Source organism: Streptomyces marokkonensis (assembly GCF_008312835.1).
Lineage (GTDB): Bacteria > Actinomycetota > Actinomycetes > Streptomycetales > Streptomycetaceae > Streptomyces > Streptomyces marokkonensis_A.
Genome location: NZ_VSKS01000025.1, coordinates 31,275 through 42,689, shown reverse-complemented (window position 1 = coordinate 42,689; position 11,415 = coordinate 31,275). Strand labels below are relative to the sequence as shown.

At 70.1% G+C, this 11,415-nt stretch carries 12 protein-coding genes and 2 tRNA genes; 3 read left to right on the top strand and 11 right to left on the bottom strand.

What is annotated here, in order from left to right:
• Positions 1–141 precede the first annotated feature (141 nt).
• Positions 142–867 carry a 3'-5' exonuclease gene (locus F1615_RS31195; RefSeq protein ID WP_149552450.1) on the top strand — a complete coding sequence of 242 codons (726 nt, stop codon included), beginning with the start codon at positions 142–144 and terminating at the stop codon, positions 865–867.
• Between the two features lie 57 nt (positions 868–924).
• On the opposite strand, the gene F1615_RS31190 is transcribed toward F1615_RS31195, so the two are convergent.
• From F1615_RS31190 to F1615_RS31150, 9 genes are all read right to left on the bottom strand, one after another.
• Positions 925–996 (bottom strand) — tRNA-Val (locus F1615_RS31190).
• Between the two features lie 39 nt (positions 997–1,035).
• On the bottom strand, positions 1,036–1,485 hold the full coding sequence (locus F1615_RS31185; RefSeq protein ID WP_149552401.1) for an SRPBCC family protein: 450 nt from the start codon (positions 1,483–1,485) through the stop codon (positions 1,036–1,038).
• Positions 1,486–1,519: 34 nt separating this feature from the next.
• Positions 1,520–4,255, bottom strand: a complete 2,736-nt coding sequence (locus F1615_RS31180) for a Tat pathway signal sequence domain protein (protein ID WP_149552400.1) — start codon at positions 4,253–4,255, stop codon at positions 1,520–1,522.
• A gap of 98 nt (positions 4,256–4,353) precedes the next feature.
• Positions 4,354–4,953 (bottom strand): hypothetical protein, encoded by a 600-nt coding sequence (locus F1615_RS31175; protein WP_149552399.1) that lies wholly within the window; start codon positions 4,951–4,953, stop codon positions 4,354–4,356.
• Between the two features lie 10 nt (positions 4,954–4,963).
• Entirely contained in the window at positions 4,964–5,839 is an 876-nt protein-coding gene (locus F1615_RS31170; protein ID WP_149552398.1) for a carbohydrate ABC transporter permease, read from the bottom strand.
• On the bottom strand, positions 5,836–6,792 hold the full coding sequence (locus F1615_RS31165) for a carbohydrate ABC transporter permease (protein ID WP_149552397.1): 957 nt from the start codon (positions 6,790–6,792) through the stop codon (positions 5,836–5,838). The genes F1615_RS31170 and F1615_RS31165 overlap by 4 nt, the downstream gene beginning before the upstream one ends.
• Before the next feature lie 14 nt (positions 6,793–6,806).
• Entirely contained in the window at positions 6,807–8,096 is a 1,290-nt protein-coding gene (locus F1615_RS31160) for an ABC transporter substrate-binding protein (protein WP_149552396.1), read from the bottom strand.
• A gap of 368 nt (positions 8,097–8,464) precedes the next feature.
• A tRNA-Val gene (locus F1615_RS31155) sits at positions 8,465–8,536 on the bottom strand.
• Between the two features lie 79 nt (positions 8,537–8,615).
• Positions 8,616–9,074, bottom strand: coding sequence for a TIGR02611 family protein (locus F1615_RS31150; protein ID WP_149552395.1), 459 nt, complete (start codon positions 9,072–9,074; stop codon positions 8,616–8,618).
• 191 nt (positions 9,075–9,265) lie between these two features.
• On the opposite strand from F1615_RS31150, the gene F1615_RS31145 reads away from it, so the two are divergent.
• Both F1615_RS31145 and F1615_RS31140 read left to right on the top strand, forming a co-directional pair.
• A complete protein-coding gene (locus F1615_RS31145; RefSeq protein WP_004002642.1) occupies positions 9,266–9,679 on the top strand; it encodes an SsgA family sporulation/cell division regulator in 414 nt (137 codons plus the stop codon).
• A 304-nt stretch (positions 9,680–9,983) separates the two neighbouring features.
• On the top strand, positions 9,984–10,544 hold the full coding sequence (locus F1615_RS31140; RefSeq protein WP_149552394.1) for a CGNR zinc finger domain-containing protein: 561 nt from the start codon (positions 9,984–9,986) through the stop codon (positions 10,542–10,544).
• Between the two features lie 74 nt (positions 10,545–10,618).
• Here F1615_RS31140 and F1615_RS35815 read toward each other — a convergent pair whose 3' ends face one another.
• Together F1615_RS35815 and F1615_RS31135 are read right to left on the bottom strand one after the other, a co-directional pair.
• The gene (locus F1615_RS35815; RefSeq protein ID WP_167533915.1) at positions 10,619–10,792 is read right to left on the bottom strand and encodes a hypothetical protein; all 174 of its coding nucleotides are present in this window, start codon (positions 10,790–10,792) and stop codon (positions 10,619–10,621) included.
• A 130-nt stretch (positions 10,793–10,922) separates the two neighbouring features.
• Positions 10,923–11,360, bottom strand: coding sequence for a hypothetical protein (locus F1615_RS31135; RefSeq protein ID WP_149552393.1), 438 nt, complete (start codon positions 11,358–11,360; stop codon positions 10,923–10,925).
• Positions 11,361–11,415 lie beyond the last annotated feature (55 nt).

The window sequence follows — 11,415 nt, the reverse complement described above, 5'->3', positions numbered from 1 at the left end:
TCCCCGGTGCGGGTCGCTGAACTGCAAGAACCCGTACTCCTGTTGTCTCCTTCCGGCGTACGGTGCAAACAGCCCGGGTATCACCGGTTCGGGCAGTGGACGGTGCGTCAACTGCCGATGGTGGACGAGGGGTTGTTGGGGATGGCGTGCTGGTACGAAGGGCCGTTGGCCGCTTTCGACACGGAGACGACGGGCGTGGACGTCGAGACCGACCGGATCGTGTCGGCCGCTCTCGTCGTCCAGGACGCGCCGGGCACCCGGCCGCGGGTGACCCGCTGGCTGGTGAATCCGGGGGTGCCGGTGCCGGCCGGCGCGACGGAGGTGCACGGGCTGACGGACGAGCATCTGCAGCGCAACGGCCGCTGGCCGGCGCCGGTGATGTACGAGGTGGCCGAGGCGCTGGCGGAGCAGGCCCGGGTGGGCCGGCCGCTGGTGGTGATGAACGCGCCCTTCGATCTCACCCTGCTGGACCGGGAGCTGCGCCGGCACCGGGCGTCGTCGCTGGGCCGCTGGTTCGAGCGGACGCCGCTGCTGGTGCTGGACCCGTGGGTGCTCGACAAGCACCTGGACCGCTATCGCAAGGGCCGGCGCACGCTGACCGACCTGTGCGCGCACTACGGCGTCGAGCTGGAGGCGGCGCACGACGCGGCGGCGGACGCGGCGGCCGCGCTGGAGGTCGCCCGGGCGGTCGGGCGGCGTTTCGCCTCCCGGCTGGAGCGGCTGTCCCCCGGTGAGCTGCACACCCTGCAGGCGGTGTGGCACGCGGCACAGGCGCGGGGTCTGCAGGCGTGGTTCGCGCGCAACGGCACGGAAGAGGTGGTGGACCCGGCCTGGCCCCTGCGCCCGGACCTGCCCGCCGCGGCGTGAGGGGTCCCGCGGGGCATGAAAAAAGCCGGTCCGTCGGGGACGGACCGGCCTTCCCGGTGGGCGATACTGGGTTCGAACCAGTGACCTCTTCGGTGTGAACGAAGCGCTCTCCCACTGAGCTAATCGCCCGGGAACGCACTGAACAATACAGGTCCGGGGACGCTTCCTTCAAACCGCTTCGAGGTGCGCGGCCAGTCCGCGCCGGCCGGCCCGCATCATCAGTGCGTGGTTGACGCGGAAGACCGGCCGGCCGGGCACGGCGAGCAGGCGCAGCAGCGGTTTGCGGAGGTCGACCTCCTGCTCGTAGTGGGCGAGACAGCCGTGGGCTCCCAGGCGGGTGACGGTCCAGCGGGCCCAGCCGTCGATGTCGCCGGACAGACCGACCTCCAGGATCCCGGTCTCCCGGTCGCGCCGCCCCTCCCGCAGGGTCGAGGTCAGGTCGTAGGGCAGGAAGGAGCGGATCGTGACGATCCCGGTGGTGTCGTCGAGGCGGGTGACCTCGCGCACCTGCGGCCACCACAGGGGGTAGTCCTCGATCCGTTCCAGTGCGCCGTACACCGTCGGGGCGGGCGCGGACAGGGTCCACAGACTGCGGAAGCGGTAATGGTTCCAGTCCATGTACGGAGTGTGCCCGTCCGCACCCGGGTCGTGCCTACGGCATCCGGTCCCCCAGCAGGGCGAGGTTCTCGATGGCGGCGAGGCCGTAGAGGGCGGTGTCGTTGGTGGAGACCCAGGTGGCCTCGCTGCCCGCGACCAGGGCGATCGGACCGCCCACCTTCTCGGTCCTCCAGGGTGCCGACTCCTTGTAGCCGTCGGAGCTGTAGAACTTCTCCCAGGCCCTCTTGGCCAGCTTGTCGTCGCCGGTCTTCACGGCGGCGTAGGCGTCGAGGCGGGAGTGGCCCTGGAAGAGGATCAGGCTGCCGAAGTGGGAGCCGTAGCGCTCGGCCTGTTCCGCCCTGCTCGCGTTGAAGTAGCGGCAGTAGTCGTAGTAGGCCTCGTTGAACTCGGGCATGTCGACGAGGTCGATCAGCTCGGCGCAGAGTTCGTTCAGGCCGAAGACGGCGGACAGGTGGGAGACCTCGACCTTCGGGGTGCCGGCGACGGCGAAGCGGCCGGTGTCCAGGTCGTACAGCCCGCTGCCCTGGACGAAGCCGTTGGGCTGGGCGGCGATGGTCTCCATGGTGGAGAGCACGCGGGCCCTGGCCTTCTCCCACTTCGGGCCCTTGCGTTCCCACTCGGTGAGCCAGGCGGAGACCAGTCCGCTCCAGTCGGTGCCGAAGCCGATGGACAGGGCGTTGCGGTCGGGCGTGTACGGCTCGGTGCGGATCTTGCGCAGGGGGTCGAGGGCGAGGAAGGTCTCGTCGGAGTCGACGTTGGCGTGCATGAGGTCGCCGACGCGCTCGTCGGCGGTGAGGAAGTAGTAGTAGCGGCGGTAGGTGGTGTTGGCGATGCGCTGCTGCTTGGCGCTGTCGGCGTAGTGCTGGACGCCGTGCCGGGTGCCGAGGCCGGCCCACTTGCCGAGGTGGTAGACGTCGACCTCGCCGGTGTGCCGGGTCATCGCCTCGGCGAAGCGGAAGATGTCGGCGCGGCCGGAGCGCAGATAGGCGTACCAGAGCCACAGGTCCGGTGAGAGTTCGGAGTTGTCCCAGGCGTATCCGCCGACGTCGTACCGCCACTGGTGCCGCACGGTGTCGTAGGTGTGCATGATGTCGCCGTAGTCCCAGAAGCCGTACCAGCGGCGCTGCTCCACCTGGTCCCTGTAGTAGGTGAAGAGGAAGTCGAGGTGGTCCTCGATCTTCGCCTTGGCCGGGGTGGAGCGGTCCGGCTCGGCGAACAGGCCCTTGCCGAAGACCCCGGCGCCGATCAGCTGCCCGGGCGGGGCCGCGAGCTGCGGGAGGACGCGTACGGCAGCGACCTGTTCGGCGAGCTTCTCGGCGCTGGGGGTGGACGCGTTGGCCCAGAAGAGGAGTTCGGAGGTGCGGGCGATGCCGTACGGGGTGCCGAAGCCGGGTTCGTAGTCCTCGTAGGTGATGTTGAGGCCCTCGAGCTGCTCGGGGAAGGTGTCCTGGTCCATGCCGTCGTGGTAGAAGCGCAGGTCCATGGGCTGGGCCTCGGGCGACCAGAGCCAGAGGGTGACCTCGGCCTCGTCGGTCTGGGCGTCGCGGATGTCGAGCTGGGCGGGGTACTTCTCCCAGAAGTCGCGCAGGCCGAAGGAGAGACCGCCGCCGGCCCCGCCGACGTAGCCGAACCCGGAGGCCCGCCGGCCGCCGCCGGCACCGATCCAGCCGTGGCCCTTCCTGGTGCGCTTGCGCACGGCGAAGCCGTCGGCGGAGAGCTGGGAGAGGGTGTAGTCGCCCCACTCGGGGATGTACTGCAGACGGGTGGTGACGCGCTGGTCCCAGGTGGAGGGGTCGGGCAGCTTCTCGCCCGCGAACTGGGCCGCCTGGACGGCCGCCCCCGGGTCGCGGCGCAGTCCGGTGACGCCCTTGACGGCCTCGCGGAGCAGGCCGGTGCCCTCGCCGCCGATGCGGATGTGGCGGTCGTAGGACTCGTCGCGCATCGGCACGGTGAAGCGGACGCCGATGCCGCGGATGAAGTCGCCGCTCGCCCTGCCGGGTTCCTGCTTCCCGTCGTAGGTGATGGTGTGCACCATGCGGAAGGAGTCGGCGCCCGCGTAGAAGTAGAGGCGGATGGAGAAGGGCAGCAGCTTCCGGTGGCCCTTGCGGTGTGTGCCGTCGACGCGGACGACCGCGCGGACGGGGCCCTCCTGCTCGACGGTGACGTCGAGGACGGCGCCGTCGTAACGTTCGGTCTTCACGGTGGCCTGGTCGCCGTCCTCGAACTCCGGCTGGCGTAGCAGGACGAGGCGGCCGTCGCGGGCGATCTCGGTGGAGCCGCGGGTGACCGACTTGACGAGGGTGGCGCCGGACGTGCCGATCCTGGCGGTGATGACGCCGGTGGAGACGTCGATGGTGCCGCCGCTCCGGTCGACGGTGACCTTCTTCTCGGGCGCGGCGGGCGTCCCGGTGGTCAGGGTGAGCTTGCCCGACCCCGAACTCACGGCGTGGGCCGTCCACTTGAGGGAGCCGTCGGGCCAGTAGGCGATCGGCCAGGACTGGACGGGGACGGACTGCCCGTCGGCGTCGGTCAGCGCGAAGGTCCGGTCGTCCCGGTGGGCGCCCTTGGGCCAGGGCACGCCGACGGTGGAGCCAGGAGCCGCGCCGAGGCCGCCGGCCTCGAGCCAGTCCAGGGTGACCGGGTCGGCGTCGGCGGCCTCCGCACGGGGCGCGGCGGCGGCGTTCTTCGTTCCCAGGGCCCAGCTGAACTGGGCGGCGGCTCCGGCGACGGCGGCCGCCTTGAGCAGGGATCTGCGGGGGACGGGGGACATGGCCTTTCCTTTCCGTTGCGGGGTGCAAGGTGATGTCAAGGGCATGACAGACAGAGGTGCGGCGCCGGAGCGCCGGCCTCGGGAGGAGGCACCGCACGTCAGCGGTGCCGGTACCGCTCCTCGACGGCGACGGCCGCCCCCGCGACGGCCCCCAGGACGGGGACCGCCAGCGGCGGGACGAACCAGGCGGACAGGGCCACGACGGCCGCGCCGCAGACGAGAAGGAACGACCCGGCGGGATCGAGCACGGTCCGCCGCCCGGCGTCCGCGAGCAGGGCCCGCCAGGCCGCGCCCGGCGTCCAGACGGCGGCCGCTCGCAGCAGGGCGACGGCGGCTGCGATCAGCGCGACGACGCCGACGGCCCCGGCGAGTGGCCCGCCGGGCAGCCCGGCCCGCGCGGCCAGGACGTCCACCAGGGCGGCTCCGGCCACCGCCCACCCGGCGAGCCCGACGACCCACCCGCCGCGCACGGCCGCCTTGCAGTCCAGGGCGAACTCCCGCAGGCCACCGCCCTGGTGGGTCGTACGACGCCGCAGATGCCGCGCGCCGGCGGCGAAGGCCGCGGGATAGGTGACGACCCCGAGGCAGGCCACGGCGATCCACACGCCGGTGAGCAGGCACTCGGCGAAGACCGCGAAGCGCTCGCCGAACACGGACTCCGCTCGCCGGGTGCGGGCCTTGACGCGTGCTTGGGCCATGGTGACCGCCTCAGCCCTTCAGTCCAGAGGTCGCCATGCCGTCGATGAGATAGCGCTGGAAGGCCATGAAGAAGGCGATGACCGGCACCAGCGCCACCAGCGACATCGCGATCATGCTGCCGTAGTTCGAGACGCCCTCCTGGTCGCGGAACATCATCAGGCCGAGCGAGACGGTGTACTTCTCGGGGGTGTTGAGATAGATCAGCGGTCCCATGAAGTCGTTCCAGGCGTTGATGAAGGTGAAGATCGCGCTGGTGATGATCGCGGGCCGGCTCAGCGGCAGCACGATCGACCAGTAGGTGCGCAGGTGCCCGCAGCCGTCGAGCTTGGCGGCCTCGTCCAGTTCCCTGGGCAGTCCGCGCATGAACTGCACCATCAAGAACACGAAGAACGCCTCCGTGGCCAGGAACTTGCCCGCGACGAGCGGCACCAGGGTGTCGGTGAGCTCGAGGTTGCGGAAGAGCACGTACTGCGGGATGAGCAGCACGTGGTACGGCAGCAGGAGCGTGCCGATCATCAGCGTGAAGAGCAGGTTCCGGCCGGCGAACCGGATCTTGGCGAAGGCGTACGCGGTCAGCGAGCTGGAGAGCACGACACCGGCCACGGCGAGGACCGCGTACATCAGCGAGTTCCAGAAGAAGCTGCCGATGGAGATGCCGGAGATGCCGTCGGCGAGCCCGGAGAAGTTGGCCCGGACCGGCGCGGTGGGCAGCAGGTCGATGCTGGCGATGATGTCCTTGCTCGGCTTGAACGAGGCGCCGACCACCCAGATGACGGGATAGAGGACGACCGCGAGGACGGCGAGCGCGCCCACGTGCCAGGCGATCGATCCGGAGCGCCGCCGCTCGTGCGCGGTGGGCAGGGCGGGGCTGGTGGCACTGGTCACTTGGCGGCCTCCTCGTAGTGCACCCACTTCTTCTGCGACCAGAACAGGACCGCCGTGACGAGCGCGACCGCGATCACCAGCGTCCAGGCCATCGCGGAGGCGAACCCCATCTGGGCCTCCTTGAAGCCCTTCTGGTAGAGGTAACAGGTGTAGACGAGCGTGGCGTCGGCGGGCCCGCACCGGGTGTCGGAGACGACGTAGGCGGAGCCGAACACCTGGAACGCGTGGATGGACTCCAGCAGCACGTTGAAGAACAGCACCGGGGAGATCATCGGCAGCGTGATGTTCCAGAACCGCCGCAGCGGGCCGGCCCCGTCCACCTCGGCGGCCTCGTACAGCTCCTGCGGGACCTGCTTGAGGCCGGCCAGGAAGATGACCATGGGCGCGCCGAACTGCCAGATGCTCAGGGCCACCAGGGCGTAGATGACGTAGTCCGGGTTGCCGATCCAGCCGCCCACGTCGAGCCCGAAGACCTTCTGCGTGCGGTCCACGATCGCGTCGTCGGAGAACAGCGCCCGCCACACGAAGCCGACGGAGACGCTGGCACCGATGAGCGAGGGCATGTAGAAGGCGGCCCGGTACAGGCCCTGCCCGCGCCGCTTCTGCGCGAGCAGCAGCGCCACGCCGAGCGCGAGCAGCAGCTTCAGGGGGGTCGCCACGACGACGTACTTCAGCGTGACCTCGACCGACTTCTGCCAGCGAGGGTCCTGGAACATCGTCGTGAAGTTGTCCAGCCCCACCCACTGGGGCGGCGTGAACAGGTTGTAGCTGGTGAACGCGTAGTACAGCGACGCGATCATCGGCCCCGCCGTGAGCAGCAGGAACCCCGCGATCCACGGCGACATGAAGAGGTAGCCGGCGAGATTCTCGCGGCGCCGCCCGCGCCGCGCCGCGGCGGGAGCGGCGGGCCGCTTCCCGGCCGGGCGCACGGGCGCTTCCTTGACGAGCGTCATGGTGGTACGTCCCCTCAGCCGGCGAACGCGGCCCTGGCCTCGCTGAACAGTGCCCTGGCGGCATCGGCCGGCTTGGTCTTGCCCTGGGCGACCTCGCCGCCGATACGCAGGAACGCCGCCTCGATGACGTCGGCGCCGGACGGGTGCGGGGTGATCTTGCCGAGGACGCCGGCCTCGGCGACCTCTTCCTCGTAGGCCGCGACACCCTTGTTGTTGTCGTCGGTGGGCTTGAACGCGTCGTACTGCTCGGTGGTGGCGAGGATGCCGCGGTCGTAGCCCATGATCTCGCCGACCTCGGGGTCGTGGACCATGAAGTCGATGAACTGGGCGACCTCCTTGGGGTGCTCGGTCCCGGAGAAGGCGCTCAGCATCAGCGAACCCAGGTACTGGCCGGTGGCCTTGCCGTCCGTGGTGGGGATCGGCGCGAGCCCGTAGTCCGACTCTCCCTCGCCCTCGTAGCGGATGGAGAAGTTGTCCCAGGTGAACTCGGAGGCCGCGAGGCCCGCGGAGAGCGCCGACTTGGGCTTGACCTGCTCGACCTTCTTCGGGTCGGCGACGAGTCCGGACCGCACGCGCTTGTAGCCGTCCTCCCACCACTGCGTCAGGTCGTCCTCGGTGAAGCCGAGGTCGGTGTCCGTGAAGAAGGCCTTGCCGTTCTGGCGCAGGTAGAGGTCGTAGAGGTACATGATGCTGAAGTAGCCGGTGTCACCGGCGATCCTCAGCTTGTCCTGGATCGTCTGCAGCGCGTCGAAGTACTCGTCCCAGGTCCAGCCGAACGTCGCCTCCACCCCCGCCTTCTCGAACGCCTTGAGGTCGATGACGAGCGCCATGGTGTTGGCGCCGACGGGGACGGCGATCTGCTTGCCGTCGACCTGACCGTTCGCCAGAACGCCGTTGCGGAAGTTCTCCAGGCTCAGATTCCCCGCGTCCGCCTGCGTCTTGAGGTCCAGCAGAACACCACGCTTGTCGTACTTGCGCAGGAAGCCGACCGCATTCTGGAAAACGTCCGGCGGATTCCCGCCGGAGGCCTGGGTCTGGAACTTCTCCCAGAACGCCTCGTAGTCGGTGAATTCAGGCTTGATCTTGATCTTCGGGAACTTCTTCTCGAAGAGCGCGATCGTCTTCTTGATGGCGATGGTGCGCGGCTCGCCACCCCACCAGGCGTAACGGAGTGTGACCGTCCCGTCTCCGGAACCGCTGCCGCCGCCACAGGCGGTGGCCGTGGCACCCAGCCCCGCGACGGCCAGCGAGGCCCCCGCCGCTTTGAGGATCGTCCGCCTCTCCACATTCCCACCCTGCTGCATATGAGCCTCCCCGCGACGTTCGCGTCCGCCTCATGAATCGTTTCAAGTAAGCGCTTGCTGGCACAAGTTACGGAGGGCCTACGGGCACGTCAATGATTCGGACAGGAATTCATGGGCGCCGCTGCCCGGTGACGGCGGGGGCAGGTTCGGCCACGGATCCGGACGGGCACGGAAACCCGCAGGTCGGCGCAGCACGGCCGACGGGCCGAACGCCGAGGGGCCGGCCCGGGCGGGCGGGCGGGAAGGTCACGGTTGGATGAAGGCGACCGGAAGCGGAACCGCCGGACCGGGGCGGGGACCGAGGTCTCGGGTCTCACGACGAAGCGGCCCGGCTCACGAGTCGTGAGCCGGGCCGCCTTGTGATCCGGTGGGCGATACTGGGTTCGAACCAGTGACCTCTTCGGTGTGAACGAAGCGCTCTCCCACTGAGCTAATCGCCCGGACGCAGGAAGAACATTACCCCATGTCAGGCAGTGCCCGTGACCAGCGGGGAGCGGTGCGCCCACCCCCCGCCGCGCCTCACTGGTCCTCGATCTTCCAGGGCATCACGAGGCCGAACTTCCACAGGTAGACCGCGGCCAGCGCGGCCACGATCACCACGCCGACCGAGGTCAGGATGATGTTCCGGCGCCGCACCTTGGGGTCCAGGGCCCGCTGGGCCGCCTCGGTGACCTTGCGCTTGGTCCAGCGCAGCACCAGCTGGGCCCAGACGAACTCGGTCGCCCAGATCGCCATGCCGCCGAAGATCACGACCCAGCCGGGACCGGGCAGCACGAGCATCGCGGCACCGGCCGCCACGACCGCGAGGCCGACCACGAAGACGCCGACCTGCCAGCTGAAGTGAAGCGCCCGGCGCGCCTTGACGAACTCCGGTGCCCGCGATCCGAGCGCCCGCTCCTCCCGGCTCTCGCTCTCGTCCACCGTCACCCCGTCGACCGTCACCACGGCCTCGCCAGACTTGTTACTCCCCGTGTTCATACAGGCAAACACTACCCGAGCGAAACACATCACCGGAATGGGCGCACGCCGCGAGCGATCTCTCGGCCGGAAGAGTTACGTAATCCCACCCAAAACACTCAGAGGGGTTTACAACGGCACCGTAGGTGGCATGTCGATTTCGCCGACGTGCGAATCCCCGAGCGCACACTGAGCGAAAGGCCCTGGCGCTTATGAACACCACGGTCAGCTGCGAGCTGCACCTGCGCCTCGTTGTGTCGAGCGAGTCCTCCCTGCCTGTCCCCGCAGGCCTGCGGTACGACACGGCCGACCCCTACGCCGTGCACGCCACCTTCCACACCGGAGCCGAGGAGACCGTCGAGTGGGTGTTCGCCCGCGACCTCCTCGCCGAGGGACTTCACCGCCCCACGGGCACCGGCGACGTCCGCGTCTGGCCGTCGCGCAGTCACGGCCAGGGCGTCGTGTGCATCGCCCTGAGCTCGCCGGAGGGGGAAGCCCTGCTCGAGGCCCCCGCACGGGCCCTGGAGTCCTTCCTGAAGCGCACAGACGCCGCCGTGCCGCCCGGCACGGAACACCGGCACTTCGATCTCGACCAGGAGCTCTCGCACATCCTGGCGGAAAGCTAGGCGAGGCTCACCAAGCCGCCCGGCGCCGTCGACTCGGGGAGACGGCTCGGGCCCGGACAGCCGCATACGGGCAGCCGCGTGCGGCTCACACACAACGGCGCCGGCGCCGCGGGGTTCCGCGGCCGGCGCCGTTGTGCTGTGCGCGTGCGGGGCGGGACACGGGGTGAAACGGGAACGACCGGGGGCGCTCCGGCGTTGGATTCGAAGCCACGTGCGGAGCGGGGAGGTGCGGTGCGCGCCGGAGCCACTACCATCGGCCAGCATCGGCGGGCGCCCGCCCGACCCCCAGGCCAGGGAGCGAATCGTGCTGATCACCCACGACACCCGGTGCGCACTCGACACCGTGGTGGATCTGGTCAACACCGCGCCGGAGGGCGACACGACGCCGGACGGACTGCCGGACGTCGCCGCCCTCGAGGTTTTCGTGCGGGACCACCAGGTCAGCGAGGTCGGGGTGCTCACCGAGTTCGACCTTGCCGCGGTGCGCAAGATCCGCGCCCGCTTCGCGGCGGTCTTCGCCGCGTCCGACGCCCGTGCCGCCGCCGGGATGATCAACGAGCTGATCGCGGCCGCCGGCACCACGCCGCGGCTCACCGACCACGACGGCTACGACTGGCACGTGCACTATTTCGCGCCCGGCGCCTCCGTGGCCGACCATCTCGCCGCCGACTGCGGGATGGCACTGGCGTTCTTCGTGGTCGCCGGGGAGCAGGAGCGGCTGCGCCGCTGTGAGGCGCCGGACTGCCGGCACGCCTTCGTCGACCTCTCCCGCAACCGCTCACGCCGCTACTGCGACAGCCGCACGTGCGGGAACCGCCTCCACGTGGCCGCCTACCGGGCACGACGCAAGGAGGCGGCGGGCTGACCGCAGGCGACGCAGCCGGTCGGTTCCGTGCCGACGCGGTCCCGACGGGTGACGTCGGGCACCGCGGGTACGGCTCACAGCCACAGCAGGTCGTGCAGAGCAGCCGTGAGCAGCAGACACCCGATCACCGCAAGGAAGATCATCAGCGGTGGCTGGGAAAGGGCGAAGAGGCATCCACGCGGCTCGTCCTGCTGCTGCGCGGCATCGCTCTGTGTCGTGTCCAGCATCTCGCGGCGATGATGACGCATGGGGAGCGCCCGACGCGATCAACACTCACGGAAGGATGCGAGTTCGCCGAATACGCGATCTACGGTTCGGGTTGTGATCGCTTCCGGGCGCTCCGGGACGTCCTGTGACGTTTCCGCCGGTCACCGGGGGTCATATGCCGTGCTTCCTGAGGATGGCCTCGATGTCGCTGAAGTCGTCGTCACCCCTCGACGCCGGCGCCTGCCGGGTCGCCGGCCGGGACTGGCCCAGCGCGGGTGCCGACGCGCCCGGGGCCACCGCGCCGGGGGCTTCCGCCGCCCTGGCGGCGGCCCTGCGCTCCTTACGGGTGCCGCCACGACGGCGCTCCACCGTCCGTGTGGTCGCGAAGATCACCCAGGACAGGCCCAGCAGCCCGAAGCCCGCCCAGGCCGTCGGACTGAAGGCGGTGTCGGCCAGCCAGTCGACGACGCCGGTCATCACCAGGCCGACGGGCACGAGCGAGTACGCGGCGACGCGGGCCGCGGCGAGGAAGCGCTTGCGGTAGGCCGTGACCACCGCGATGCCCAGGCCTGCCGCGGAGACGGCGGAGCAGACGGTCTCGGCAATCATCCGGTCCTCCAGGCAGGGTGCGGTCGCAGCGGTACTGTCCCTTCCATCCTGCACC